The sequence below is a fragment of the Streptomyces longwoodensis genome (assembly GCF_001514125.1).
In the GTDB taxonomy this organism is placed as follows: Bacteria; Actinomycetota; Actinomycetes; order Streptomycetales; family Streptomycetaceae; genus Streptomyces; species Streptomyces longwoodensis.
Genome location: NZ_KQ948549.1, coordinates 45,517 through 70,325, shown reverse-complemented (window position 1 = coordinate 70,325; position 24,809 = coordinate 45,517). Strand labels below are relative to the sequence as shown.

25 protein-coding genes and 1 pseudogene are annotated in these 24,809 nt (G+C 74.6%); 15 read left to right on the top strand and 11 right to left on the bottom strand.

Translation table 11 applies throughout. The features are described 5' to 3' along the window. Nucleotides 1–63: 63 nt before the first annotated feature. Nucleotides 64–834 carry a hypothetical protein gene (locus tag AQJ30_RS00340; RefSeq protein ID WP_067227485.1) on the bottom strand — a complete coding sequence of 257 codons (771 nt, stop codon included), beginning with the start codon at nt 832–834 and terminating at the stop codon, nt 64–66. Nucleotides 835–1,027: 193 nt separating this feature from the next. On the opposite strand from AQJ30_RS00340, the gene AQJ30_RS00335 reads away from it, so the two are divergent. Beyond that, the gene (locus tag AQJ30_RS00335) at nt 1,028–1,438 is read left to right on the top strand and encodes a CoA-binding protein (RefSeq protein ID WP_067227484.1); all 411 of its coding nucleotides are present in this window, start codon (nt 1,028–1,030) and stop codon (nt 1,436–1,438) included. A 31-nt stretch (nt 1,439–1,469) separates the two neighbouring features. Here AQJ30_RS00335 and AQJ30_RS00330 read toward each other — a convergent pair whose 3' ends face one another. Further along, nucleotides 1,470–1,844: an ArsR/SmtB family transcription factor gene (locus AQJ30_RS00330; protein WP_067227482.1), complete on the bottom strand. Its 375-nt coding sequence runs from the start codon at nt 1,842–1,844 to the stop codon at nt 1,470–1,472. 64 nt (nt 1,845–1,908) lie between these two features. On the opposite strand from AQJ30_RS00330, the gene AQJ30_RS00325 reads away from it, so the two are divergent. Then, nucleotides 1,909–3,054 (top strand): cation diffusion facilitator family transporter, encoded by a 1,146-nt coding sequence (locus tag AQJ30_RS00325; RefSeq protein ID WP_067227480.1) that lies wholly within the window; start codon nt 1,909–1,911, stop codon nt 3,052–3,054. 39 nt (nt 3,055–3,093) lie between these two features. Here the strand turns inward: AQJ30_RS00325 and AQJ30_RS00320 are convergent, their stop codons facing one another. Together AQJ30_RS00320 and AQJ30_RS00315 are read right to left on the bottom strand one after the other, a co-directional pair. After that, complete coding sequence (locus AQJ30_RS00320) at nt 3,094–3,654, bottom strand: YbaK/EbsC family protein (protein WP_067227478.1); 561 nt, start codon at nt 3,652–3,654, stop codon at nt 3,094–3,096. Nucleotides 3,655–3,734: 80 nt separating this feature from the next. Beyond that, nucleotides 3,735–4,307, bottom strand: coding sequence for a helix-turn-helix domain-containing protein (locus tag AQJ30_RS00315; protein WP_067227477.1), 573 nt, complete (start codon nt 4,305–4,307; stop codon nt 3,735–3,737). 106 nt (nt 4,308–4,413) lie between these two features. Between AQJ30_RS00315 and AQJ30_RS00310 the strand changes: the two genes are divergently transcribed. Then, the gene (locus tag AQJ30_RS00310) at nt 4,414–5,271 is read left to right on the top strand and encodes a DMT family transporter (protein WP_067227475.1); all 858 of its coding nucleotides are present in this window, start codon (nt 4,414–4,416) and stop codon (nt 5,269–5,271) included. 144 nt (nt 5,272–5,415) lie between these two features. On the opposite strand, the gene AQJ30_RS00305 is transcribed toward AQJ30_RS00310, so the two are convergent. Beyond that, entirely contained in the window at nt 5,416–6,339 is a 924-nt protein-coding gene (locus AQJ30_RS00305; protein WP_245726756.1) for an acyltransferase, read from the bottom strand. Between the two features lie 75 nt (nt 6,340–6,414). On the opposite strand from AQJ30_RS00305, the gene AQJ30_RS00300 reads away from it, so the two are divergent. Further along, nucleotides 6,415–6,942 (top strand): gamma carbonic anhydrase family protein, encoded by a 528-nt coding sequence (locus AQJ30_RS00300; protein WP_067228816.1) that lies wholly within the window; start codon nt 6,415–6,417, stop codon nt 6,940–6,942. A 122-nt stretch (nt 6,943–7,064) separates the two neighbouring features. Here AQJ30_RS00300 and AQJ30_RS00295 read toward each other — a convergent pair whose 3' ends face one another. Continuing rightward, complete coding sequence (locus AQJ30_RS00295) at nt 7,065–7,724, bottom strand: DedA family protein (RefSeq protein WP_067227473.1); 660 nt, start codon at nt 7,722–7,724, stop codon at nt 7,065–7,067. Nucleotides 7,725–8,065: 341 nt separating this feature from the next. On the opposite strand from AQJ30_RS00295, the pseudogene AQJ30_RS00290 reads away from it, so the two are divergent. Beyond that, a pseudogene (locus AQJ30_RS00290) lies at nt 8,066–8,856 on the top strand (UTP--glucose-1-phosphate uridylyltransferase). Nucleotides 8,857–8,992: 136 nt separating this feature from the next. Here AQJ30_RS00290 and AQJ30_RS00285 read toward each other — a convergent pair. After that, complete coding sequence (locus AQJ30_RS00285) at nt 8,993–9,430, bottom strand: DUF4442 domain-containing protein (RefSeq protein WP_067227471.1); 438 nt, start codon at nt 9,428–9,430, stop codon at nt 8,993–8,995. 142 nt (nt 9,431–9,572) lie between these two features. Between AQJ30_RS00285 and AQJ30_RS00280 the strand changes: the two genes are divergently transcribed. Together AQJ30_RS00280 and AQJ30_RS00275 are read left to right on the top strand one after the other, a co-directional pair. Then, on the top strand, nt 9,573–10,649 hold the full coding sequence (locus tag AQJ30_RS00280; RefSeq protein WP_067227470.1) for a DUF8017 domain-containing protein: 1,077 nt from the start codon (nt 9,573–9,575) through the stop codon (nt 10,647–10,649). 109 nt (nt 10,650–10,758) lie between these two features. Continuing rightward, nucleotides 10,759–12,174 (top strand): MFS transporter, encoded by a 1,416-nt coding sequence (locus tag AQJ30_RS00275; protein WP_079083691.1) that lies wholly within the window; start codon nt 10,759–10,761, stop codon nt 12,172–12,174. On the opposite strand, the gene AQJ30_RS00270 is transcribed toward AQJ30_RS00275, so the two are convergent. Continuing rightward, entirely contained in the window at nt 12,136–12,981 is an 846-nt protein-coding gene (locus AQJ30_RS00270; RefSeq protein ID WP_067227468.1) for a spermidine synthase, read from the bottom strand. The two genes, AQJ30_RS00275 and AQJ30_RS00270, sit on opposite strands and share 39 nt — an antisense overlap. 43 nt (nt 12,982–13,024) lie before the next feature. Next, entirely contained in the window at nt 13,025–13,795 is a 771-nt protein-coding gene (locus tag AQJ30_RS00265; RefSeq protein ID WP_067227466.1) for a DNA alkylation repair protein, read from the bottom strand. A 49-nt stretch (nt 13,796–13,844) separates the two neighbouring features. Between AQJ30_RS00265 and AQJ30_RS00260 the strand changes: the two genes are divergently transcribed. After that, entirely contained in the window at nt 13,845–14,654 is an 810-nt protein-coding gene (locus AQJ30_RS00260; protein ID WP_067227464.1) for a TVP38/TMEM64 family protein, read from the top strand. A 171-nt stretch (nt 14,655–14,825) separates the two neighbouring features. On the opposite strand, the gene AQJ30_RS00255 is transcribed toward AQJ30_RS00260, so the two are convergent. Beyond that, nucleotides 14,826–15,995: a thiolase family protein gene (locus AQJ30_RS00255; protein WP_067227463.1), complete on the bottom strand. Its 1,170-nt coding sequence runs from the start codon at nt 15,993–15,995 to the stop codon at nt 14,826–14,828. Between the two features lie 105 nt (nt 15,996–16,100). Between AQJ30_RS00255 and AQJ30_RS00250 the strand changes: the two genes are divergently transcribed. The 7 genes from AQJ30_RS00250 (at nt 16,101) to lnt (ending at nt 23,883) form a co-directional block, all read left to right on the top strand. Next, a complete protein-coding gene (locus AQJ30_RS00250; RefSeq protein WP_067227460.1) occupies nt 16,101–16,571 on the top strand; it encodes a winged helix-turn-helix transcriptional regulator in 471 nt (156 codons plus the stop codon). A gap of 243 nt (nt 16,572–16,814) precedes the next feature. Beyond that, complete coding sequence (locus AQJ30_RS00245; protein WP_067227459.1) at nt 16,815–17,690, top strand: undecaprenyl-diphosphate phosphatase; 876 nt, start codon at nt 16,815–16,817, stop codon at nt 17,688–17,690. Nucleotides 17,691–17,818: 128 nt separating this feature from the next. Continuing rightward, on the top strand, nt 17,819–17,998 hold the full coding sequence (locus AQJ30_RS36390) for a hypothetical protein (protein WP_079083690.1): 180 nt from the start codon (nt 17,819–17,821) through the stop codon (nt 17,996–17,998). A gap of 45 nt (nt 17,999–18,043) precedes the next feature. Beyond that, a complete protein-coding gene (locus AQJ30_RS00240) occupies nt 18,044–18,625 on the top strand; it encodes a chloramphenicol phosphotransferase CPT family protein (RefSeq protein WP_067227458.1) in 582 nt (193 codons plus the stop codon). A 438-nt stretch (nt 18,626–19,063) separates the two neighbouring features. After that, the gene (locus AQJ30_RS00235) at nt 19,064–21,592 is read left to right on the top strand and encodes an ABC transporter permease (protein WP_067227456.1); all 2,529 of its coding nucleotides are present in this window, start codon (nt 19,064–19,066) and stop codon (nt 21,590–21,592) included. Between the two features lie 123 nt (nt 21,593–21,715). Further along, on the top strand, nt 21,716–22,195 hold the full coding sequence (locus AQJ30_RS00230; RefSeq protein ID WP_067227454.1) for a nuclear transport factor 2 family protein: 480 nt from the start codon (nt 21,716–21,718) through the stop codon (nt 22,193–22,195). A 116-nt stretch (nt 22,196–22,311) separates the two neighbouring features. Then, on the top strand, nt 22,312–23,883 hold the full coding sequence (gene lnt, locus AQJ30_RS00225) for an apolipoprotein N-acyltransferase (RefSeq protein WP_067227452.1): 1,572 nt from the start codon (nt 22,312–22,314) through the stop codon (nt 23,881–23,883). Here the strand turns inward: lnt and AQJ30_RS00220 are convergent. After that, nucleotides 23,801–24,712: a Gfo/Idh/MocA family protein gene (locus tag AQJ30_RS00220; RefSeq protein ID WP_067227451.1), complete on the bottom strand. Its 912-nt coding sequence runs from the start codon at nt 24,710–24,712 to the stop codon at nt 23,801–23,803. The two genes, lnt and AQJ30_RS00220, sit on opposite strands and share 83 nt — an antisense overlap. Nucleotides 24,713–24,809 lie beyond the last annotated feature (97 nt).

Genomic DNA, 24,809 nt, shown 5'->3' with positions numbered 1-24,809 from the left:
ACGCGCGCGTGCCCCATTTCCTCATGCGTGCGCCCGTGTCCTCACGCGTGCGTGCCGGGTTCCTCACGCGTGCATGCCGATCTCCCGGGTGAGTTCGAGCCCGAGGAGGCGGTCGGCGTAGGCGTACGTCTCGAAGCGGGCGCCGGGCGGCAGGTCCGGGTCGTCCTCGACCTCGCGCAGGACGCGCAGCACCGCCGGCACGTCCAGGTCGTCCTCCCAGGCCGTGCGCAGCCGGACGCGCAGCGGTTCGGGGACCGGCCGCGAGGGCAGCCGGGCCCAGTCGGCCACGGCCCGCCGCCAGCGTCCGAGGGTGTCGGCCGCCTCGCCCAGCGAGGCCGCGTCGATCCGGACGGGCACGTCACGGCGCTCGGACAGCAGGGCGAGCCGCAGGGCGGTCGGGTCGGGACCGGCACCCTCCGTCGGCACCGCGTCCGGTGCGTCGACGCCGGCCATCCACGGGGGCACGCCGTCCAGCACCTCGACCCGGGCCACCCCCACCCGCACCCCGTCCGGTACGTCCGCGTCGGCCGGTGCCACGTGCAGCGCCTGTGCCCCGCCGAGGCCCGCTGCGCCGCCCCCGGTGTCCTCGAAGGGGCGGATGCCGAGGGCCGCGGCGGCGGCGCGCAGGCCGGCCTGCTCGGGGTCCCCCGTCCGGTGCGCCCACACGGGTGTCCCGTCGAGCTCCAGCGCCCGGACGAGCACGTCGGCGACGAGCAGCACGCGCAGCGCGCCGGTGCCGTGGGCCGGGGCGTGGACCTCGACGCGGGTCAGGCCGCGGCGGACGGGGGCGGCGGGGACGGGGTGGCCGGTGCGGGCGTCAGTGATGCGGAGCACGGCCCGAGCGTAGGCGCGCGGGCGCCGCCGCGCAGGCGGGCGGCGAGCATTCCGGACACGTGCGCGGACGCGCGCCGACGGAATCAGGGCCGCTCGGGAACGGTTGAGCGGGTAGGGGCGGGGAGAACCCGTCCCCCCACGGGCCGCTCCCCGCGGTCCCGTGGTCCACCCGACGACCGACAGGAGGCCGGCCGTGCACCGCGACGACGACGCGACGGTCCGCAGGATCCTCACCGAACTCGGCGACACCTGGGCCGTGGTCGGCCTGTCCACCAACCGCTCCCGGGCCGCCTACGGCGTCGCCGAGGTGCTCCAGCGCCACGGCAAGCGGGTCGTGCCCGTGCACCCCAAGGCCGAGCCGGTGCACGGCGAACAGGGGTACGCCTCCCTCGCCGACATCCCCTTCGACGTGGACGTCGTCGACGTGTTCGTCAACAGCGAGCTGGCCGGGGCCGTCGCCGACGAGGCCGTGGCCAAGGGTGCGAAGGCGGTGTGGTTCCAGCTCGGCGTCGTGGACGAGGAGGCGTACGAGCGCACTCGTGCCGCCGGCCTGGACATGGTCATGGACCGCTGCCCGGCGATCGAGATCCCCCGGCTGCGCTGAGCACGCTCCGGCCTGATCGACGAGACACCCCCTAGTCGTGCACCGGGCGGTCCCCGAGCCGGTGGTCGGCGACGTTCAGCGCCTCGTCGACCAGCCGGCGCAGGTGTCCGTCGTGCAGCGCGTACACCACCCGGCGGCCCTCCTTGCGCGTGCTCACCAGGCCCGCGAACCGCAGCCGGGCCAGGTGCTGGCTGACCGCGGGCCGGGCCGCCCCGCACACCTCCGTGAGCGTCGTGACGTCGGCCTCGCCCCCGGCCAGGGCGTGCAGCAGGGTGAGGCGGGTGCGGTCGCCGAGCAGGGCGAGGATCTCGGCGGCGAGGGCGAAGTGCTCCTCGCCCGGGGTGGGCGGGTGACCGTCGTGCGCGGACGACGGGGGTGTGTGTGACGGGTGCGTGCGTGCGCTCATACGCACATAATGGCGCCGTGGCCGGGAAGCCGGCCACCACGGCGCGCACCGGAAGGGGACGGACGTGAGCGAGCACCCCACCCATCGCCACGGCGACGGCCACCGCGAGGGCCACGGCCACCGGCACCACGGCGACGACGGACATCCACACGGGCCGCACCACCACGCCCCGCACGAGCACAGGCCGCACCACCACGGCGCGCACCAGCACCCCTCCTCACCCCCGGGCCCCCTCCACCGCCTCCGGCACCTGCTCACCCCGCACTCGCACGACACGGCCGACAAGGTCGACCCCGCGCTGGAGTCCTCGGCCCGCGGGATGCGCGCGCTGTGGGTGTCGCTGGCCGTGCTGGGCGTGACCGCGCTGGCGCAGGCCGCCGTCGTGGCCGTGTCCGGGTCGGTGGCGCTGCTCGGCGACACGGTGCACAACGCGGCGGACGCGCTGACCGCCGTACCGCTGGGCATCGCGTTCGTGCTGGGCCGGCGGGCGGCCACGCGCCGTTTCACCTACGGCTACGGGCGGGCCGAGGACCTGGCGGGGATCGTGATCGTGCTGACGATCGCCGCGTCGGCGCTCTTCGCCGGGTGGACGGCCGTCGAACGGCTCCTCGACCCGCGCCCGGTGGCACACGTCGGAGCCGTCGCGGTGGCCGCGCTGGTCGGCTTCGCGGGCAACGAGTGGGTGGCCCGGCACCGGATCCGGGTGGGCCGGGAGATCGGTTCGGCGGCGCTGGTCGCGGACGGACTGCACGCCCGCACCGACGGGTTCACCTCACTCGCGGTGCTGGTGGGCGCGGGCGGCTCGGCGCTCGGCTGGCAACTTGCCGACCCACTGGTGGGATTGGCGATCACGGCGGCGATCGCCCTGGTGCTGCGGGACGCGGCGCGCGAGGTGTTCCGGCGGGTGATGGACGCCGTGGACCCGGCGCTGACGGAGCGCGCCGAGCAGGCCCTGCGGGAGGTCCCCGGGGTGCGGGAGGTGGCCGAACTGCGGCTGCGCTGGATCGGGCACCGGCTGCGCGCCGAGGTGGCGGTCGTGGTGGACGGCGAGGTGACGGTGCGTCAGGCCCATGCGGTCGCCGTGGACGCCGAACACGCCCTGCTGCACGCCGTGCCGCGCCTGACGGCGGCCCTGGTGCACGCGGACCCCGCGCCGGTACCGGGCGAGGGGGACCCCCACCTCGCCTTGGCGCACCACCTCACGGCGTAGGACGGGACGACACCGGACGGCGAAGCGGGGGCCGGGCCGTCAGACCGGCGTGCCGAGTCCGTCCAGCACCACCGCGCCGGGCAGCGCGGCGAGGACCTTGCCCGGGACGAGGAGCTTGCCGCGGCGGCGTCCGCTGCCGACCAGCACCCACGGCAGGTCGACGACGGCGGAGTCCACCAACAGGGGCCAGGACTCGGGCAGTCCGACGGGCGTGATGCCGCCGTACTCCATGCCGCTCCCGCCGGTCGCCACGTCCGTCGGCGCGAACGACGCCTTGCGGGCGCCGAGATGGCGGCGCACCACGCCGTTGACGTCGACCCGCGTGGTGGACAGGACCAGACAGGCGGCGAGCGTGGACTCGCCGCCGCGCTTGCCGGCGACGACGACGCAGTTCGCGGACTGCTCCAGCAGCTCGCGCCCGTAGTGCTCCACGAAGACGGCCGTGTCGGCCCACTGGGGGTCGGTCTCCACGTAGAGGATCTGCTCGACGGGCACGCTGCCGCTCCAGCGGCGTACGGCGTCGGCGACCGGGGCGGTCAGCTCGTCGAGGCAGTCGGGAGCGGGAGTGGCGGTGTCGAAGTCTCCGATCGGTGCACGCATGGGCGCACGGTAACAGCCGTGCCCGCGCGGCCGGACCGACGTCTCGAAGGCCGGAATCGGGCCCTGACCGGGGCCTGGCCTCAGGGAACGGGCGGGACGGAGACGGCCATGACCATCACCATCGGCACGTCCCCGGTGTTGCCGTAGGTGTGCGGGGTGTTGGCCTCGAAGGAGGCGGTCGCGCCCGCCGGGACGCGGTACTCGACGCCGTCCACGGTGAGCGTCAGCTCGCCCTCGATCACGTGCACCAGCTCGGCCGTGCCGGTGGGGTGCGGGTCGGAGGAACTGCCCTCGCCCGGCATGAGCCGCCACTCCCACATCTCCAGCGGGCCGGGCGCCTCGGTGCCGGCGAGCAGCAGGTTGTAGCTGCCGGCGTCGGTGTGCCACAGCCGTACGGCCTGGTCGGCGGGCACGACGCGGACCTTGGGGCCCTGCTCGTAGTCGAGCAGCGTGGTGATGCTGACGCCGAGCGCGTCACCGATCTTGACGACGGTGCCGAGGCTGGGGTTGGTGCGGGCCTGCTCGATCTGGATGAGCATACCGCGGCTGACCCCGGCCCGCGCGGCCAGTACGTCCAGGGTGAAGCCGCGCACCGCGCGCCAGTGCTTGACGTTGCGCGCCAGCGACTGGGTCAGCAGGTCGAGGTCCGACACGATTCATCCCATTCCGGAGTCCAATATGCTGGATGACAGGGTTCACCACTCTGCACTACGGTGTGGTGGACCTGACCGTGCACCGAACTGTACTGCGAGGCGAGCGGTGACAGCATTCTTCGCCCTGGCCACCAGCTTGCTCTGGGGTCTGGCCGACTTCGGCGGCGGGCTGCTGACGCGGCGCTTCCCCGCGCTGACCGTCGTCGTCCTCTCCCAGGGCGCCGCGGCGGTTGTGCTCGGCGCGATCGTGGTCGCCACGGGCGGCTGGAGCGAGGCCGGCCCCCGGCTGTGGTGCGCCGTGGCGGCAGGACTGGCCGGCCCGGTCGCCCTGCTCTCCTTCTACAAGGCGCTCGCGCTCGGCCCGATGGGCGTCGTCTCCCCGCTGGCCACCCTGAGCGTGGCCGTGCCGGTGGCCGTCGGGCTGTTCCTCGGCGAGCGCCCGGGGCTGGTCCAGGTCGCGGGCATCGCGGTCGCCGTGGCGGGCGTCGCCCTGGCGGGCGGGCCGCAACTGCGCGGGGCGGCGGTGCAGCGCACGGCGGTACTGCTCACGCTGGTCGCCGCGCTCGGCTTCGGCACGGTGTTCGTCCTGATCGCCGAGGCGTCGACGTCCGTCACCGGTCTCTTCCTCGCCCTGTGCGTGCAGCGGCTGGTGAGCGTGGCGGTGGGCGGCGCCGCGCTGTCCATGAGCGTGCGGCGCGGGACGTCCGCGCTCCCCGACGGCGGTTTCCCCTGGGCCTCGGTGCCGGCGCTCGCCTTCGTGGGCCTGGCCGACGTGGCGGCGAACGGCACCTACACGGTCGCCGCCCAGCACGGCCCGGTCACCGTGGCCGCGGTGCTCGCCTCGCTCTACCCGGTGGTGACCGCGCTCGCCGCCCGAGGGTTCCTGCGGGAACGCCTGCGCGCGGTACAGGCGGCGGGCGCGGGCCTGGCCCTGGTCGGGACGGTGATGCTGGCCACGGGGTGACGGGGATCATGCCGCGGTGCCCGGGGGTGCGCTTGAGCCTGCGCCCGCCGTCCGGTCTCCCGCGAGGGGCGGTGCCTCGGCCGTCCGGCTCTCCGCCGCGGGCCGGTCCGTCGGCCTCCGCTCAGCCGTCGCTGTCCCGTACTGTCAGCCGTCGCTGTCCAGTGCCGCCAGCCGCGTCGCGGGCACCCCTCCGCCCGGTGCGGCCGGGCCGAGCGACCGCGCGCGGGTCCCCGCCCCCTCCTCGACCTGGCCCTCGGCCCCGTTCTCGTTCTCGTTCTCGCTCTCGTCCAGCTCCGCGAGCCGGGCCACCGTCGCGTCGTCGAGGTCGGAGAGGGCGACGAGCTGCTCGGGGGTGACGCCGTCCGGGATCGGCACCGGCGCGGGCGTGCGCAGCGGCGGCTGCCAGCCTCCGGCCGGCGTCCAGCACCGTACGACCTTGGCGGGGGCGCCCGCCACCACCGCGTGGTCGGGGACCTCACCGCGTACTACCGCGCCCGCGGCGACCACGACGTTCCGTCCGATCCGCGCGCCCGGCAGGATCACCGCGCCGGTGCCGATCCAGCAGCCGGACCCGATCTCCACCGGCTCCATGCGCGGCCACTGCTTGCCGATGGGCTGGTGGGGGTCGTCGTAGGAGTGGTTGGTGGACGTGACGTAGACGTACGGCCCGAAGTAGCAGTCGCTGCCGATGGTGACCGTGGTGTCCGCGATGACGTGGCTGCCGCGGCCGAGGACGACGCCGTCGCCGATGCGCAGGATCGGGTCCGGGCCCAGGTCCAGGTCGGGCATCAGCCCGGCCGTGAGGGTGACCTGCTCGCCGACGATGCAGTGGGCGCCGAGGTGGATCCACGGTTCGCCGAAGACGGTGCCCAGCGGGAACGCCAGGCGCGTGCCGGTGCCCAGGGAGCCGAAGCGGAAGTGGCCGGGCCGCTCGGCCGTGACCGAGCCGGTGCGCTGCACCCAGGCCCAGGCGCCGTGGACGGCGCGCTGCGCGAGGCGGCCCCGCCAGGATGAGAACGTGTTCTGCTTCGGCACGACCTCACCGTACTCAGCGGGTACCGGCGCCATCGGGCCGAGGGCCTGTGATCTTCACCCCACCGGGTGGGCTACGGTGCCGGGCAGGACGAGCAGCAGGAGGCGACGATGACGGACCAGCCGCTGATCAAGGGCATCGCGGGCCGGGAGCCGGCGATCGACCCGGAGGCGTTCGTGGCACCGGGGTCCACGGTGATCGGGGACGTGACGCTCGGGGCGGGGGCGAGCGTCTGGTACGGCGCCGTCCTGCGCGGCGACGTGGAGCGGATCTCCGTCGGCGCGCACAGCAACATCCAGGACAACTGCACCCTGCACGCCGACCCCGGCTTCCCGGTCACCGTCGGGGAGCGCGTGTCGGTCGGGCACAACGCCGTGGTGCACGGGGCGACCGTGGAGGACGACTGCCTCGTCGGCATGGGCGCGACCGTCCTGAACGGCGCGGTGATCGGTGCCGGTTCGCTGGTCGCGGCCCAGGCGCTGGTGCCGCAGGGCATGCGGGTGCCGCCGGGGTCCCTGGTCGCGGGCGTGCCCGCGAAGGTCAAGCGGGAGCTGACCGAGGAGGAGCGCCAGGGCGTGACCTTGAACGGCACGATGTACGCGGAGCTGGCGAAGGCCCACAAGGAGGTCCACGCCTAGGAGGCCGGGCCGGAGACGGCCGCCCGGCTGACTGCCGGATCGCACACGGTCGGCCGCACATGGCCGGGCCGAACACCGCCGGGCCGGTGCCTGTCACCCGCCCGCGGTCAGGCCGGGGCCCGTCACTCGCCCGCGGTCACCGGCTCCGGCTCCGCCGCCGGTTCGGCCGCCGCCGTCGCCTGGGCCTTCTTCGCCTTGCGCTTGATCACCAGCATCGACGTCAGACCGATCAGCACCGCGAGCACCAGGCCCAGCCAGGAGAAGCGCTTCAGCCAGGACTCGGCGACGACGCCCACGGAGTAGATGACCGCCGTCGTACCGCCGGCCCAGACGATGCCGCCCAGCACGTTGGCGATGAGGAACTTCCAGTACGGCATGTGCAGGACGCCCGCGAGCGGGCCGGCGAAGATGCGCAGCAGGGCGATGAACCGGCCGAAGAAGACGGCCCACATGCCCCACTTCTCGAAGGACCGCTCGGCCGTGGCGACGTGTCCCTCACCGAAGTGCCGTGGGAACTTCCGCCCCAGCCAGGCCAGCAGGGGCCGGCCGCCCTTGCGGCCGATGGCGTAGCCGATGGAGTCGCCGACCACGGCACCCACCGTGGCGCAGGTGCCGAGGATCACCGGGTTGATGTCGCCGTGCTGGGAGGCCATCAGGGCCGCCGAGACCAGGATGATCTCGCCCGGCAGCGGGATGCCCAGGCTCTCCAGGCCGATGACCAGCCCCACCACCGCGTAGACGGCGACCGCGGGCACCGTGTCGAGCCACTCCTGGACGTGCACCCGGTTCCTCCCGTTTCCCTGCGCTGTGCGTGGTGCCGACGTGGGCCGCCGTGCCCCCGGACGACGCCCCCGGGCAGCCTACCGGCTCGTGGTGGACCGGCCCACGGCCCCGGCCACGCCCTTCGCCGCCCGGAGGGTCAACGTGCGCCGCGCCCCGTGTGTTCCGGACCGGGCACGAGACGCTGGGCGACGTGCGCCAACTTGTGCGCACACAAAGGGAAACGGCACACAGAACCTCCTCTTACGGGGACCGCTTCCGGGGTTCCCGCCCTCCCCCCCCCACAGGGTTCTCCGAGGCGGCTCCCGGGCCACTCCCATGTGTCCGCGCCAGCATGGCGCGCATGACCGCCCCCCACTCCTCCCCGACTCCCCCGCCCGCACCCGTGCCGCCCGTCGCCGCGGTACGCAAGGCGGTGGTCCCGGCCGCCGGGCTGGGCACCCGTTTCCTGCCCGCGACCAAGGCGACACCGAAGGAGATGCTGCCCGTCGTCGACAAGCCGGCCATCCAGTACGTCGTCGAGGAGGCCGCGGCGGCCGGCCTGGACGACGTCCTCATGGTCACCGGCCGGCACAAGCGGGCCATCGAGGACCACTTCGACCACGCCTTCGAACTGGAGCAGGCGCTCGCGGCCAAGGGCGACACCGCGCGGCTGGACGCGGTGCGCGACCCGGCCCGGCTGGCCGACATCCACCACGTCCGGCAGGGCGACCCACTGGGCCTCGGGCACGCCGTGCTGTGTGCGCGCCACCACGTGGGCGACCAGCCGTTCGCGGTGCTGCTCGGCGACGACCTCATCGACCCGCGCGAGACGCTGCTGAGCCGGATGCTGGAGGTGCGCGGCCGGTACGGGGGCTGCGTGGTCGCGCTCATGGAGGTGCCGCCGGAGCAGGTCCACCTCTACGGCTGCGCGGCCGTCGGGCCGTCCGGCGAGGACGGGGTCGTGCGGGTCACCGGACTGATGGAGACGCTGGTCTGCGCTACGACACCGGCGACAAGGCGGACTACCTGCGCACGGTGGTGCGGCTGGCCTGCGCGCGCGAGGACCTGGGGCCGCGGTTCCGGGCCTGGCTGAAGCAGTTCGTGGCCGAACTGGACGCCACGGCCCCGGAGGACGACCGCCTGGCGGCGTGACCGGCCGGGGCACGGCGGACCCCCGGCGGGTCAACCGCACGCGGCGGACCGGCCGTTACGGCGGCCGGCCGAAGTCCGGTACGCGGTCGCCCCGGCCCGGCGTGCGGGCCCGCCCGGGTTCCCGTCCGCTCCCCGCTCAGCCGTTGGGCCGCAGGGTCCACACCACGGTCATCTCCCCCGTGACCGCCCCGTCGGCGCGGCGGATCTCGATCGCGACGGGGAACTCGGGCCGCTCCCCCGCGTCGAGCTGGGCGACGACCTCGGCGGCCGGGCGGCCCAGCGTGGCGGTCGCGGTGACGGCGCCCATGGCCAGCTTCTTGTAGCCGATCTCGGCGCGGACGGCGAGCGGTACGGCGCGCGCGAGCTGGTCCCCGAAGGCGGCGAGGACGATCGCGCCGCTCGCGGACTCGCCGAGCGTGAACATCGCGCCGGCGTGCGGGCCGCCCACGTGGTTGTGGAAGGCGCCCTGGTCCGGCAGGGCGACCACGGCACGCTCCGGTCCGGTCTCCAGGAACTCGAGGTTCAGGGTCCGGGCCATGGGCACCGTGGCGGCGAGCATCTCGCCGATGGACATCTGGTCTGCGCTCATACCGGCGATGTTACCCACGAGTAGCGTGCGCCCGCCAGACGTGCGCCGGGATCGCCGTGCGCTTGCCACCGCACTGACGAGGGGCCGTGACCCATTCGTTTCCCGCGCGGCACTAGGGTGCTGCACCATGTGGCCAGGACAGCAGCAGCCCGGGGGAGAGCAGAACCCGCAGGCACAGCACAACCCGCAGGGGCAGGACAACCCGTACCAGCAGCCGGGCTACCCACAGCCGGGCTACCCACAGCCGGGGTACCAGCAGCCCAATCCGTACCAGCAGCCCGGGTTCCAGCAGCCCAACCCCTATGCGCAGCAGCCGCAGTGGGGCGCGCCGACGGTTCCGCTCGCACCGCAGCCCCAGCCGGGCGGCGGGGGCGGGGGCGGGGGCAACCGCACCAAGGTGGTGGCGATCGTCGCCGCCACCGCGGTGGTGGTGGCCGCCGGGGTCACCGCCTTCCTGGTGCTGGGCGGCAAGGACGACGACACGGAGGCGAAGGGCGGCGGGAGCGCGTCCCCGACGTCCACGGCGACCGCCGGGCCGAGCGACACGGCCACCACCGGCTCCGGCGACAACCCGCGCAACGGGGAGGCGGAGAAGCCGACGGTCGCGGGCTGGAAGGTCGTCGTCAACCCCAAGTGGGGCACCGCGTTCGACGTGCCGGCCGACTGGGAGGTGCAGAACCCCGGCACCAGCTACGGCTTCGAGTGGGAGGACAAGAAGGAGCAGGACGGCTACGGCCGGATCCTGATGGGCGGCACCGCCAAGTACAAGTCGAAGTGGTGCACCGAGGACGACGACAAGGACGGCAAGACCGACGACACCGCGCTCGCCGTGGTCGGCACCAAGGGCGCGCAGGGCGCGAAGAACACCGACGAGATCGCCGTCAACACGCCCGCCTGGTGGGTGTTCGGCGGCTACACCCAGCCCGACAAGAAGAGCCTCACCTTCGACAAGAAGGCCACGCCCTTCACGACCGCCTCCGGGGTCCAGGGCAGTTACGCCTGGGCGCAGTCGACGAAGACGCCCCAGAAGGGCACCTGCGCGAGCGACGGCGAGGCGATCACCTTCGGCTTCAAGAACTCCAACGGCGACTACGTGTCCTGGAACCTGTACACGGCCAAGGGCGTCAAGGACGAGGTGTCCAAGGAGACGATCATGAAGATCCTGAGCACGGTCCGGCTGCACGGGACGCCGACGCAGAACTGACCCGGACGGTGGCGCGCGGCGCGGGTCCGGCGGGCCCGTCCCGCGTGATCTGCGGAAATGACAGATCATCGGTTTGGCACATCGGGGTCCGGGCGGCGATAGTCGGCCGGTGACCACAGCCGCCGACCCCCGCCGCCGTCCGCGCGGACCCGCCTGGGCGGGCCGCAACTACAGCCTGCTGACCGCCGCCGCGTTCGTGACCGGCCTCGGCAGTCAGGGCGCGCTCATCGCCGCCGCCTTCGCCGTGCTCCAGGCGGGCGGCGACGGCGGCGACGTCGGTCTGGTGGCCGCGGCGCGGACCCTGCCGCTGGTGCTGTTCCTGCTGATCGGCGGCGCGGTCGCCGACCGGCTCCCCCGGCACCGGGTGATGGTCGCGGCCAACGCGCTGAACTGTGTCTCGCAGGGCGCCTTCGCCGTCCTGGTGCTGCTCGGCGAGCCGCGGCTGTGGCAGATGATGCTGCTGGCCGCGCTCGGCGGCACCGGCCAGGCGTTCTTCAGCCCCGCCGCCGAGGGCATGCTGCTGTCCTCGGTCGAGGGCGAGCACGCCGGGCGCGCGTTCGCGGTGTTCCGGATGGCGATGCAGGGAGCGGGGCTCGGCGGGGCCGCCCTCGGCGGGGCGCTGGTCGCCGTGGTCGGCCCGGGCTGGGTCCTCGCGGCGGACGCGGTGGCCTTCGCGGTCGCCGGGGCACTGCGCGCGGGCCTCGACGTGAGCCACATCCCCGCGCGGGTGCCGGGCGGGGGGCTGCTGACCGACCTGCGCGAGGGCTGGCGGGAGTTCAGCGGCCGGCCCTGGCTGTGGGGCGTGGTCCTGCAGTTCTCGATCGCCAACGCCGTGGTGGGCGCCGCCGACGCCGTCTACGGCCCCCTGGTGGCCGACGAGCACCTCGGCGGGCCGGGTCCCTGGGGGCTCGCGCTGGGGTTCTTCGGCGCGGGCACGGTCGCGGGCGCGCTGCTGATGACGCGCTGGAAGCCGCGCCGCCTGCTGCTCGCGGGCACGCTGTGCGTGTTCCCGCTGGCCCTGCCGTCCGCCGCGCTGGCGGTGCCGGTGCCGGTCACCGTGCTGTGCGCGGTGATGTTCCTGACCGGGGTGACGCTGGAGGTGTTCGGCGTGTCCTGGATGACCGCCCTGCACCAGGAGGTCCCCGAGGAGAAGCTGTCGCGGGTCTCGGCCTACGACTGGTTCGGCTCCGTCGCCCTGGTCCCGCTGGCCACGGCGCTGGCCGGACCGGCCGAGGGCGCGTTCGGGCGCGGCGCGTCCCTGTGGGGCTGCTCGGCCCTGGTGGTCGTGGTCACGGCGGCGGTGCTGTGCGTGCCGGACGTACGCACCCTCCAGCGGCGTACGCAGCGGGTGTCGCCGGCGGGTGCGCCGAGCGCTGCGGTGGGCGTCGGCGGGATCACGGACGCGGGCCATGCCGCCGCAAGTCCCCCGGCCGGTCCTCATCAGGGTCCTCCGGCCGGTCCCCCGGCCGGCGCCTCAGCCGATGCCTCAGCCGATGCCGAAGGCGCCCTCGGGCGGCACGGGTGAGGGCACGGCGTCCTCGTCCGTCACGGGGCGCGCGTCGCCGGTGAACCGCCGGACGCCGGGCCCGTGTTCGACCCGCGCCGGGAAGGCGTCGGCGGCGGTGCGGCGGGCCAGCGCCGCCGTGTCGAACGGGCGGTGCGCGGCGACGAGGACCGCGTTGCCGAACCGTCGCCCGCGCAGCACCGCCGGCTCGGCGACGAGCACCAGCTCCTCGAAGAGCTCGTCGAACGTGGCGAGTTGGGAGCGCAGGAAGGCGAAGGGCGCCGTATCGGCGAGGTTCGCCAGGTAGACGCCGTCTGCGCGCAGGACCCGCTCGGCCTCGCGCGCGTAGGCCAGCGAGGTCAGGTGGGCGGGCACCCGGGACCCGCCGAAGACGTCGGCCACCAGCAGGTCGGCGCTGTCGTCGGGGGCCGCCTCCAGCCAGGCCCGGGCGTCGGCGGTGTGCAGGGCGATCGCGGCGTCCGGGGGCAGCGGCAGGTGCTCGGTGACCAGGTCGAGCAGGCCCCGGTCGGCCTCCACCACGTCCTGGCGCGAGCCGGGCCGGGTGGCCGCCAGGTAGCGGGGCAGCGTGAGGGCGCCCCCGCCGAGGTGCAGCACGTCCAGCGGCCGGCCGTCCTCGGCGGCCAGGTCGAGCACGTGGCCGAGCCGCCGGGCGTACTCGAACTCCAGGTGGGTGGGCTCGTCGAGGTCGACGTACGACTGCGGCGCCCCGTCGACGGTGAGCAGCCAGGCCCGCTCGCGGTCGACGTCGGGCATCAGCTTGGCGACGCCGAAGTCGGTGGTCCGGCTGACGGGGAGGGACTCGGTCACCGTTCCATTGTGCGGTCACGGGGTCGGCGGCCCCGAGCCGCCCTCAGCCGCCGGTGTCGCCGGACGTGCCCCGGTCGCCGGCGGTGTCGCGCAGGTCACCGATGTTCTTCAGCGCCTCGCGCACGGTCAGCGGGGCGAACCGGTGCCGTTCGCGCGCGACGAAGCCCCGTACGGCGTCGGGATCGGTCCTGGCGTACTCGCGCAGGGCCCAGCCGATGGCCTTGCGCACGAAGAAGTCGGGGTGCGCGCTCTGGCGCAGGCTGTACCCGAAGAGCCGGTCGACGTCCGTGCGTTCCTTGTATCGCAGCTGGTGCAGCAGGGCGGTGCGCACGACCCACAGGTCGTCGTCGGCGCTCCAGGCGTCCATGGCGGCGGTGAGCCGGGGGTCGGCCGCGACGAGCGCGCCCACGACGTGCACGGCGAGCAGGTCGACGGTGTCCCACCAGGGGACGGTGGTGACGAGCCGGCGTGCCACGGGGAGGAAGCCGGACGACAGCCGGCCGGCGTGGCGGCGCAGGAAGTCGACGGCGACGTAGTGGTACTCGCGCTCGGGCAGCCGCCAGCAGCGCAGTGCGACGGCGGTGCAGTCGGCCTCGTCGGGGCGCGGGGTGCCCGCGAACACGGCACGGGTGAGGGCGCGGCGCTCCGGAGCGGGGATGCCCAGGAAAGGAACCACGTCCTTCATGTAGGCCCGCATGACGGCGGCTTGCGCGGGGTCGGCCGCGGCGCCGAAGGCGGTGGTCAGCCGCTCCAGCACGGTGTCGGCGAGGGCGCTGTGCGGGACGTCGGGCGGTCCGGCGGCTGTCACCGTCATGAGACGAACCATACGGCGATCACACACGTCCGTCGGTTAGGGTCGCCGGATGCTCGATGCCACCACCCGCTCTGGGGGCACCGCGACCGCCACGGCCCTTCCCCCGGCCCTGGCGACGGAGCTCACCGTCCCGTCGGCGGCCGTCGTCCCCCCGGCCACCGTCCGTTCCGCGCGAGCCCGGGGAGGTCTCGCGGCACGCTGCACGCGCGTGCTGCTGTCCCCCTGGTCGCGCTTCGCCCTGCTGGTCGCGCTGCTCGCGGGCGCCGCGTCCTGCGTGCTGCTGTTCCAGCCACAGCGGCTGCTCGCCGACGGCTGGCCACCTCAGCTCGGCGGGGCCGCCGCGACCCTGGCGTTCGCCGTGGCGTACGGCCTGTGCACCGTGGCGTTCGTGCCGCGGCCGCTGTTGAACCTGGCGGCGGGCGCGCTGTTCGGCTCGCAGTTCGGTCTGGCCGCGGCGCTGGCCGGCACGGTGCTGGGCGCCGGCGCCGCCTTCGGGCTCGGCCGCCTCCTGGGGCAGGACGCGCTGCGTCCGCTGCTGCGGGGGCGCTGGCTGAAGGCGGCCGACGGCCAGCTCAGCCGGCACGGCTTCCGCTCGATGCTGGCGGCACGGCTGTTCCCGGGCGTGCCGTTCTGGGCCGCGAACTACTGCGCCGCCGTCTCCCGGATGCGCTGGCCGGCGTTCCTGCTCGCGACCGCGCTGGGCTCGGTGCCCAACACGGCCGCGTACGTCGTCGCCGGCGCCCGGGCCGCGTCGCCGACGTCGCCGGTCTTCCTCGTCGCGGTGGCCGCCATCGCCCTGCCGGCGCTCGCGGGCACCGTGCTGGCCTGGCGCAAGCGCCACCACCTGCGGGCGCGGTAGGGCCCGGGCGGGCGTACGCGACGCCCGGAACCGCAACGCTCGGATCGCGAGCCCCGGACCACGACGGCCGGACCCCGACGCCCGAACCACGACGCCCGGACCGCAACGCTCGGACCGCGACGGCCGGACCCCGACCCCCGGACCATGCCCGCAGGACCGCCCGACGCGCGGTCAGACCGCCTCCACGATCATCGCGTTGGCCAGGCCTCCCGCCTCGCACATGGTCTGCAGGCCGTAGCGGGCGCCGCGTCGGCGCAGGGCGTGGACCAGGGTCGTCGTCAGCCGCGTCCCGCTCGCGCCGAGCGGGTGGCCGAGGGCGATGGCGCCGCCGTGCACGTTGACCTTGGCGAGGTCCGCGCCGGTCTCCTGCTGCCAGGCCAGGACGACGCTGGAGAACGCCTCGTTGACCTCGAACAGGTCGATGTCGTCCAGGCGCAGCCCGGCCCGGCGCAGCACCTTCTCCGTGGCCGGCACGACGCCGGTGAGCATCAGCAGCGGGTCGGAGCCGGTGACGGCGAAGCTGTGCAGCCGGGCCAGCGGGCGCAGCCCGAGGCGGGCGGCGGTCTCGCTCGAGGTGATGAGCACGGCGGAGGCGCCGTCGTTGACGGGGCTGGCGTTGCCGGCGGTGATGTTCCACTCGATCTGCGGGAAGCGCTCGGCGAAGACCGGGTCGTGGTAGGCGGGCCGCAGGCCGGCCAGGACCTCGGGGGTGCTGTCCGGGCGGACGCACTCGTCGCGCGAGACCCCATCCAGCGGCGCGACCTCGGCGTCGAACAGGCCCTGCCGCCAGGCGGCGTCGGCCCGGTGGTGGGACGAGACGGCGAAGTCGTCCAACTGGGCGCGGCTCAGTGACCACTTGGCGGCGATCAGCTCGGCGCTGATGCCCTGCGGGACGAGTCCCTCCGGGTAGCGCGCGGCGACGCCGGGCCCGAAGGGGTCCGTGCCGGGCGGCACGTTGGACCACATGGGCACGCGGCTCATCGACTCCACCCCGCAGGCGACGACCAGGTCGTAGGCGCCGGCCAGGACGCCCTGGGCGGCGAAGTGCACGGCCTGCTGGGAGGAACCGCACTGGCGGTCCACCGTGGTCGCGGGCACCGACTCGGGGAAGCCCGCGGACAGGGCGGCGTAGCGGGTGGTGTTCATCGCCTGCTCGCCGACCTGGTCGACGGTGCCGCCGATGACGTCGTCGATGAGCGCCGGGTCGACGCCGGAGCGCTCGACGAGGGTGCGCAGGGTGTGGGCGAGGAGCTCGACGGGGTGGACGTGCGCGAGGGAGCCGTTCGGCTTGCCCTTGCCGATGGGGGTGCGTACGGCTTCGACGATGACTGCGTCACGCATGTGCGGGCCTCCTTGGCCGCCGGGGCGATTACCAGTGAGTAGGAAATCTGGACCCACCATAGTCCTGTGGGTTGGAAAAACAAACCCTCGCCTAGACTGGACCGCATGGCCGCCACGAAGGACCCGCGCCCCTGCTCGATCGCCGACGCCCTCGCCGTCGTCGGCGAGAAGTACTCCCTGCTCGTGCTGCGCGAGGTCTGCCTGGGCAACGGCCGGTTCGACCAGCTGGTGCGCAACATCGGCGCCCCGCGCGACGTCCTGGCCGCCCGGCTGCGGCGCCTGGTCGACGCCGGGCTGCTGACCAAGCGGGCCTACCAGGAGCGGCCGCAGCGCTTCGAGTACCGGGCCACCCGGGCGGGCCTCGACCTGGAACCGGTCCTGATGAGCCTCATGGCCTGGGGCGACCGCCACGTGCGCGGCGGCGACGACCGCCCGATGGTGATCGAGCACTCCTGCGGCAGCGAACTGCTCCCGGTGGTCACCTGCGCGGCCTGCGGGGGTGAGGTCCACCACGAGGACCTGACCGCCCACCCCCAGGTCCCGGGCTGGACGGTCAAGGGGCCTACGGCCGCCTGAGGGGGCGCCACGGCCGTTGTGCGGCAGGATCCTCGACGGCGCTCGGGTCACGGCGCTCGGGTCAAGGAAGGGCCAAAGCGACTCCAAGGGCCGCCCAAGGACCCGCCAAGGCTTCCGCCAAACCCCTGTGGCGGGCTTGTCACGCCGGGGCGCTAGGCTGCCCCCGACACACGTGATCACCGCCGCGGGCGGCCGTCGTGTCCGTCGCCCCTGTCCCGATCGGCACTTGGACTCCTTAACTCCATGTCTTGGTTTGAATCCCTCGTCCTCGGACTCGTCCAGGGGCTGACCGAGTTCCTCCCCGTCTCCTCCAGCGCGCACCTGCGGCTGACCGCGGCGTTCTCCGGCTGGCACGACCCGGGGGCCGCGTTCACGGCGATCACGCAGATCGGCACGGAGGCGGCGGTGCTGATCTACTTCCGCAAGGACATCGGGCGGATCATCGCCGCGTGGAGCCGCTCCCTGGCCGACAAGACCATGCGCCAGGACCACGACGCCCAGATGGGCTGGCTGGTGATCGTCGGGTCCATCCCGATCGGCGTGCTCGGCGTGACGCTCAAGGACCAGATCGAGGGCCCGTTCCGCGACCTGCGGGTGACCGCCACCATGCTGGTGGTCGTCGGCATCGTCATCGGCATCGCCGACCGGCTGGCGGCCCGTGACGAGAACGGCGGCCGGCACCGCGCGCCCAAGCAGCGCAAGACGCTGGAGGACCTGGGCGTCAGGGACGGCCTGATCTACGGGCTGTGCCAGGCCTGCGCGCTGATCCCGGGCGTCTCCCGCTCCGGCGCGACCATCAGCGGCGGCCTGTTCATGGGCTACCGGCGCGAGGCGGCCGCGCGTTACTCGTTCCTGCTCGCGATCCCGGCGGTCCTGGCCTCCGGCGCCTTCGAGGTGAAGGACGCGATGGAGAGCGACCACGTGGCGTGGGGCCCGACGCTGCTGGCGACGGTGATCGCCTTCGCGACCGGGTACGCCGTCATCGCGTGGTTCATGAAGTACATCAGCACCAAGTCCTTCATGCCGTTCGTCTGGTACCGCGTCGTCCTCGGCATCGTGATCATCGTGCTGGTGACGGCGGGCGTGCTGAGCCCGCACGCCGCCGAGTCGGCGGGCTGACCTGCGGGCACTGCGGAGCGTGCGGACCGGCACCGACGGTCACCGGGGCTGCGGCCGTGACCGACCCCATACGGTCTGCGTAGCCGTCCGGTAGCGCGCTGTCAGCTCTTGGCCCTACGCTGGTCCGCATGTTCCCCGATTCTGCCGACCGTGGTTCCGTGCGGTCCGCCGCCGAGTTGAACGAGCGGATCAGGGCCCTGTGGCTGCGTGCGGGCGGCTCCCTGTCCGCCACGGAGCGCGCCGAGTACGAACTGCTGGTGGTCGAGTGGGCCGCGGCCATCCGCGGCGGCGTCGTCAGAGCGGCCTGAACGCCCCCCGGGGCGGTCCCCGTCGAGCGGAGCGCACACGCAGGCATGCGGCACCTCAGCACCGTCCCGCCCAGTCGCGGGACGATCATCTTCCTGAACGGCACGTCCAGTTCCGGCAAGTCCACGATCGCGGCCGAACTGACCCGCGTGCTCGACCAACCCTGCTTCCACATGGCGGTCGACGCCTTCCACGCGATGCGCTCGCGCGCGCCGGTCCCCGCCGAGCGGCTGGACGAAGTACTCCACCGCACCTGGCAGGGCTTCCACCGGGCCGTCGCCGGGATGGCGGCCGCCGGCAACGACGTCGTCGTCGACCACGTCCTGAGCGCCGAGTGGCGACTTCGCGACTGCCTGGCCCTGTTCGACCCCCGCGACGTCGTGTTCGTCGGCGTGCACTGCCCGCCCGCGGAACTCGAACGCCGCGAGCGGGCGCGCGGCGACCGCCCCACGGGGCTGGCCGTCCGCCAACTCCCCCAGGTGCACGCCCACGGCGTCTACGACCTGGAGTGCGACACCGCCCGCGAGGACGCCGCCACCGTCGCCCACCGCATCAAGGACTTCCTGCCCCGCCGCCCCTCCCCCACCGCCTTCGAGAAACTGCGCGCCGAACTGCGGGACGGGACGTGACCACGCCTGGTGCGGCGGCCGGTGCTCGCCGCGGCGGCCCACCGGGGTAGGGCTACCCCCCGACCGAAGACGCCGGTCCACCGCACTGCACAGGCCCCTGTGCACAGACGACTGTGGACCCATGGCACAGGAACCCGGAACTACCGCCCCCCACGCGCCCGTTGGGCAGCCTCCGACACCGCCGGGGGCGACCCGTGGGCGGACGCCTTCCCGTACTCGCGCGGCACGGTCCGGCTGACGCTGCCCGTTCTTCGAGGAGTACGTCGCCCTCCTCAACCGCTGCAAGCGCCCCGGGGCAGACACCCCGCCCGGCGCACGCACCGTCCTCACCCGCTTGATCGCGTTTCCCGCGCCCGCCGTCGACGACGACCGCGACGACCCCGCGCCCCATGCCGCGCACACCCCGCACCCGCCGACGACGAAGAGGACCGGTATCCGATGATGCTGCGCTACGCCCTGAAGTCGGTCCGCGCCCGCAAAGCCGGGTTCCTCGGGGCCTTCGTCGCCCTGATGTGCGCGGCGGCCCTGATCACCGCCTGCGGCAGCCTGTTGGAGACGGGCCTGCGCGGGACGATCCGCACCGAGCGGTACACCGCCGCCCCCGTAGTGGTCTCGGCCGACCAGAACGTCCACCGGACCACCGTCAAGCACAAGAAGGGCAAGACCGGGACCAAGCACAAGGCGAAGCCCGTCGCCGAGCGCGCCTGGCTCCCGCAGGGCCTGGCCGGGACCCTGGCGCACACGCCCGGCGTCGCCCGTGTCATACCCGAACTGACCTTCCTGGCCCAGCCGTTGATCCCGGGCGGCACGGGCGGCCGCAGTGCCTACGGGCACGCCTGGGACTCGGCCGCCCTCACGCCGTACCGGCTCGCCGCGGGCAGCGCGCCGAAGGCCGCGACCGACCTGGTCGTCGACTCCTGGCTCGCCGGGCGGGCCCACCTCCAGGTCGGCGACCGGCTCACCGTCCAGTCGACGCGAGCACCGCGCGGCTACCGCGTCAGCGGCGTCGCCGCCCCTGACGCGGCGGTACGGCACCAGACGTCGCTGTTCTTCTCCACGGCGGAGGCCCGCAGACTGGCCGCGCACCCCGGTGAGGTCACCGCGTTCGGCGTGTTCCCCGGCCCGGGCACGGACACCGGGCGGCTGCGCCGAGCCGTGGTGCGGGCGCTCCACGGCACCACCGCGCAGGTCGGCACCGGGGACGCCCGCGGCACTGCGGAGTTCCTCGACGCCGCCGCGGCACGCACCAGGCTGGTCAGCACCGGCGGTGCCATGGGCGGCACCTCGCTGCTCGTGGCGGTCCTCGTGGTCGTCGGCACGTTCACGCTGACCGTGCAGCAGCGGTACCGCGAACTCGCCCTGCTCCGCGCGATCGCCGCCCGCTCCGGACAGATCCGTGGCCTCCTGGGCCGTGAGGCGCTGCTCGTCGGTGGCGTCGCCGGGTGCGCGGGCGCCCTGCTCGGCCTGCCGCTGGGCAGTTGGCTGCACAGCAGGTTCGTCGCCATGGGGGCCGTGCCCGCGACCCTGCGGCACACGGTCGGCGTCCTCCCCGCGTTCGCCGGCGTCGCCGTGACCCTCGCCGCGGCTTGGGTCTCCGCCCGGCTCGCCTCCCGCCGGGTCGCCCGGATCCGTCCGGCCGAGGCGCTCGCCGAGTCCCGCAGCGAGCCCGCGCGACTCGCATGGGGACGGGTGCTCGCGGGGCTCCTCCTGCTCGCCGGCGGCACCGTCCTGGTCGTCGTGCTCTCCGCGCTGCACACCGAACCCGCGTCGACACCCGTCACGTTCCTGGCCGTGGTCGTCCTGTGCACGTCGGTCGCCCTGCTGGGACCGCTGCTGGTGCGGGCGGCGATGCTGCTCCTCGGCGGCCCGCTGCGGCTCACCGGGCCGGGCAGCCGGCTGGCCGCGGCCAACCTGCGCGGCAACGCCGCCCGCATGGCGTCCGTCGTCACCCACCTCACCCTGCTCGTCGGCATGACCTGCACGGTCCTGTTCGTGCAGCCCACCCTCGGCGACGCCGCCCGCGCCCAAGCCCGCGAGGGCGTGCGGGCCGACTGGGTCGTCGTCGCGGCCGGCCCGGGCGTCCCGGCCGAGGCCGCCCGGGAGTTGCGCGCGGACCACGACGTGGCCACCGAAGTCGTCCGTACGACCGTCCGGGTCGGCCTCGACAAGTACGCGGCGCAGGGCGTCACTCCCGCCGGGCTCACCCGCACCTGGGACCCGGGCGTCACCCGGGGCTCGCTCGGCCGGCTCACCGACCGGACCGTGGCGGTCAGTGAACTGGCCGCGGAGCAGCTCCACTTGAAGCCCGGCAGTACCGTGAGGCTGACGCTCGGCGACGGCACGCCCGCCACGCTGACCGTGGCCGCGGTCTACGCCAAGGGGCTCGGCTTCGGAGACCTCACCTTCGCGCACGACCTGCTCGCCCGCCACGTCGACAACCCCCTCGCGGCCTCCGTCCTGGTCGGCACGACCCGGTCGCGGACGCAGGTCGAGGCCACGCTCCGCGCGTTCCCCGGCACCCGGGTCGTCTCCCCCCGGGCCGCCGACCACCTCCAGGCGCAGCGCCAACAGGCGAACGCGGAGGTCAACCACCTCGCCATGGCGCTGGTCCTGGCCTTCACCGCCATCGCGGTCGTCAACACGCTGGCCATGTCGGTCGCCGAGCGGGTCCGTGAGTTCGCCCTGCTCCGCCTGGCCGGCGCCACGCGCCGTCAAGTGCTGCGGATGCTGCGGACCGAGGCGCTGTCGGTGGTGCTGCTCGCCACCGTGCTCGGCAGTGGCATCGCCCTGGCGGTCCTGACCGCGTTCAGCGTCGGCATGACCGGTCGCGCCGCCCCGTCCGTCACTCCGCTGCTGTACGTCACCGTCGTGGCCGTCGCCGGCCTGCTGGCCCTCGTCGCCACCGCCCTGCCGGGACGCGCGGCGCTGCGGGTGCGCGCGGTGACGGTGGCCACCGCGAAGGAGTAGCGCGGTGCCGGCGGCCACGGCCGAGGGGGAGCGGGTGACGGCGGCCGCCGCCAAGGGGCTCCGCTGTCGCGCGCCCGGCGCACGCCTCTTGGCTGTGCCGCCCCCATGCCCAACACTCGGCGCATGACGCAGCGTGTGGAGCTCGCCGCCGTAATGGACCGGCTGGCCGTCGACGGACTGATCACCGACTACGCCGTGGCGGTCGACGACGGCGACTGGACGGCCTACCGCAACCTCTTCACCCCCGACGGACGGGCCGACTACCGCTCGGCGGGCGGCATCGAGGGCGCCGCCCGGGACGTCGCCGACTGGCTCGCCGCCAGCCTGCGGCCGTTCGCCGTGCGCCAGCACCTGATCGTCAACCGCCGGGTGCGGTTCGGCGTCCTGGACCAGGACACCGGGGACACCGCGCGCGTCCTGGCCGACTACCTGAGCCCGCTGGGCCGCGCGGGGGACGACGGGGCGCAGGAAGGCGTCGCGGGGCCCGACGTCGTGTGCGGCGGACGGTACGCGTTCACCCTGCTGCGCACGGACGACGGCTGGCGGGTGCGGGAGCTCGTCGTGCAGGAGAAGTGGCGCCGCGTGCCGGATCGTACGGGCTGAAGCCTGTGCGGCGGCGGACGCCCCGCACTCCCCGAGCGCCCCGGCCGACCCGCGCCCCCTGTCGGAGATCGTCCGCAACACGCACACTGGAGGCTCTACGGGGTAGGGAGCCGCCCATGAAGACGCTCGACCGCGGGCTCGCCTCCCCCTGGCGCCGCTCGGCCCTCGCCGCCCTCGCCGGCGCCCTGCCCGTGCTGGCCTACCCGTCCCCCGCCCTGTGGTGGTGGGCGTATGTCGCGCTGGTCCCCTGGCTGCTGCTCGCCCGGGCGGCGCCGACCGGGCGCCGTGCCCTGTACGACGGCTGGAGCGGCGGCTTCGGCTTCATGCTGGCCCTGCACCACTGGCTGCTGCCGGACCTGAACGTGTTCACCCTGGTCCTCGCCGCCCTGCTCGGTGTGCTGTGGGCGCCCTGGGCCTGGCTGGCGCACCGGTACCTGGCCGTGGGGACGGGGGCGTCGCGGGGGCGGGTCGTGGTGGCGCTGCTGGTGCTGCCGTCGGCGTGGCTGGCGGTGGAGCTGGTCCGCTCCTGGCAGGGCCTGGGCGGGCCGTGGGGCATGCTCGGCTCCACCCAGTGGCAGGTGGCGCCCGCCCTGCGGCTCGCCTCGATCGGCGGGGTGTGGCTGCTGAGCTTCCTGGTCGTCGCCGTGAACGTCGCCGCCGCGGTGCTCGTCGCCGTGCCGTCCTCCCGTACGCCCGCGGTCGCCGGCCTGGTGGCCACCGCGGCCGCGACCTCGGCGGCCTGGGGGTGGGCGCCGCGCCCGGACGGTGACGGACGCACCCGGATCGCCGTGGTGCAGCCCGGCGTGGTCGAGGGCGTCGACCGGCGCTTCGACCGGGAGGAGCAGCTCACCCGCCGCCTGGCCGGCCAGGGCGTCGACCTGGTCGTCTGGGGCGAGAGCAGCGTCGGCTACGACCTGGCGGGCCGCCCCGACCTGGCCGGCCGGCTCGCCGCCCTGTCCCGCACGACCGGCGCGGACATCCTGGTCAACGTGGACGCCCGCCGCTCGGACCGGCCCGGCATCTACAAGAGCTCGGTCCTCGTCGGACCGCAGGGACCGACCGGCGACCGGTACGACAAGATGCGCCTGGTGCCCTTCGGCGAGTACATACCGGCCCGCTCCCTGCTCGGCTGGGCCACCTCGGTCGGCAAGGCGGCCGGCGAGGACCGCCGGCGCGGCACCGAGCAGGTGGTGATGCACGCCGGGCCCGGGCTGCGGATCGGCCCGATGGTGTGCTTCGAGACGGCGTTCCCCGACATGAGCCGCCACCTCGCCGACGACGGCGCCGACGTGCTGGTCGCGCAGTCGTCGACGTCGTCGTTCCAGCACAGTTGGGCGCCCGCGCAGCACGCCTCGCTGGGCGCGCTGCGCGCCGCCGAGACGGGCCGCCCGTTCGTGCACGCGACCCTGACGGGCGTCTCCGCCGTCTACGACGCGAGCGGCCGGCGGCTCGGCTCCTGGGTGGGCACGGACGCGAGCACCACGGCGGTGTTCGAGGTGCCGCTGGCGCACGGGGTCACGCCGTACGTGCGGTTCGGCGACTGGCCCGTGCACGTGAGCCTGCTGGTGCTGGTCGCGCTGGGCCTCACGGAGGGGGCCCGGGCGCTCAGGCCGCGCCGGAGCGCTCCTGGACCGCTCGCACCACCCGCTCGCACAGTTCGTGAGTCGCCAGCGCGTCCCGGGCGCTGAGCGTCGTCCCGGCGCGGACGGCGTCCAGGAAGGCGAGCGCGGCCTGCTCGATGCCGCGCTGCCGGGCCACCGGCACCCAGTCGCCGCGCCGCCGCACGGTGGGCTGCCCCTTGTGGTCGACCACCTCGGCGAGGTTGACGACCTGGCGCTTGGTGTCCTGCCCCGACACCTCCAGGACCTCCTCGTTGGAGCCGCTGAGCCGGTTCATCACGCCGAGCGCCGTGAAGCCGTCCCCGGCGAGCTGGAGCACCACGTGGTGCAGCAGCCCGTCCTCGACCCGCGCCCGCACGGTCACGTCGTCGACCGGGCCGGGCACCAGGAAGCGCAGCGTGTCGACGACGTGGATGAAGTCGTCGAGGACCATCGTGCGGGGCTCCTCGGGCAGCCCCACCCGGTTCTTCTGGAGCAGGATCAGCTCGCGCGGGTGGTCGGCGCACTGCGCGTACCCGGGCGCGTACCGCCGGTTGAAGCCGACGGCGAGGCCGGTGCCGCGCGCCTCGGCGAGCTCCACCAGCCGCTGGGAGTCGGCGAGGTGGTAGGCCAGCGGCTTGTCCACGTACGTCGGGACGCCCGCCTCCAGCAGCCGGGCGACGATCTCCGGGTGGGCGTCGGTCGGCGCGTGCACGAAGGCCGCGTCCAGGCCGGCGGCGAGCAGCCCCTCCAGGTCGCGGTGGCGCTGCGCCGGGGGCAGGTGGAGGGAGTCGGCGACCCGGTCGAGGGTGGCCGGGGTGCGGGTCTGCAGGTGGAGTTCCACCCCGGGCTGCACGCCGAGGACCGGCAGGTACGCCTTCTGCGCGATGTCACCGAGTCCGATGCAGCCGACCTTCACGGGAGCCCCTTCCCTGCTGTGTACGGATGCGTGTTCGCATGCCTGCACGGCAGCATACGGTGCCGGGCCGGCCGTCCCCCGGGCGGAAAAGGCGTGG

Bases quoted from the DNA above. Each gene is read 5' to 3' on its own strand.
- AQJ30_RS00330 (WP_067227482.1), bottom strand. From the start codon at position 1,844: ATGAGCGCACGCACGCACCCGTCACACACACCCCCGTCGTCCGCGCAC.
- AQJ30_RS00320 (WP_067227478.1), bottom strand. From the start codon at position 3,654: ATGCGTGCACCGATCGGAGACTTCGACACCGCCACTCCCGCTCCCGAC.
- AQJ30_RS00305 (WP_245726756.1), bottom strand. From the start codon at position 6,339: ATGGCGCCGGTACCCGCTGAGTACGGTGAGGTCGTGCCGAAGCAGAAC.
- AQJ30_RS00300 (WP_067228816.1), top strand. From the start codon at position 6,415: ATGACGGACCAGCCGCTGATCAAGGGCATCGCGGGCCGGGAGCCGGCG.
- AQJ30_RS00285 (WP_067227471.1), bottom strand. From the start codon at position 9,430: ATGTCCATCGGCGAGATGCTCGCCGCCACGGTGCCCATGGCCCGGACC.
- AQJ30_RS00280 (WP_067227470.1), top strand. From the start codon at position 9,573: ATGTGGCCAGGACAGCAGCAGCCCGGGGGAGAGCAGAACCCGCAGGCA.
- AQJ30_RS00265 (WP_067227466.1), bottom strand. From the start codon at position 13,795: ATGACGGTGACAGCCGCCGGACCGCCCGACGTCCCGCACAGCGCCCTC.
- AQJ30_RS00260 (WP_067227464.1), top strand. From the start codon at position 13,845: ATGCTCGATGCCACCACCCGCTCTGGGGGCACCGCGACCGCCACGGCC.
- AQJ30_RS00255 (WP_067227463.1), bottom strand. From the start codon at position 15,995: ATGCGTGACGCAGTCATCGTCGAAGCCGTACGCACCCCCATCGGCAAG.
- AQJ30_RS00250 (WP_067227460.1), top strand. From the start codon at position 16,101: ATGGCCGCCACGAAGGACCCGCGCCCCTGCTCGATCGCCGACGCCCTC.
- AQJ30_RS00245 (WP_067227459.1), top strand. From the start codon at position 16,815: ATGTCTTGGTTTGAATCCCTCGTCCTCGGACTCGTCCAGGGGCTGACC.
- AQJ30_RS36390 (WP_079083690.1), top strand. From the start codon at position 17,819: ATGTTCCCCGATTCTGCCGACCGTGGTTCCGTGCGGTCCGCCGCCGAG.
- AQJ30_RS00240 (WP_067227458.1), top strand. From the start codon at position 18,044: ATGCGGCACCTCAGCACCGTCCCGCCCAGTCGCGGGACGATCATCTTC.
- AQJ30_RS00235 (WP_067227456.1), top strand. From the start codon at position 19,064: ATGATGCTGCGCTACGCCCTGAAGTCGGTCCGCGCCCGCAAAGCCGGG.
- AQJ30_RS00230 (WP_067227454.1), top strand. From the start codon at position 21,716: ATGACGCAGCGTGTGGAGCTCGCCGCCGTAATGGACCGGCTGGCCGTC.
- lnt (WP_067227452.1), top strand. From the start codon at position 22,312: ATGAAGACGCTCGACCGCGGGCTCGCCTCCCCCTGGCGCCGCTCGGCC.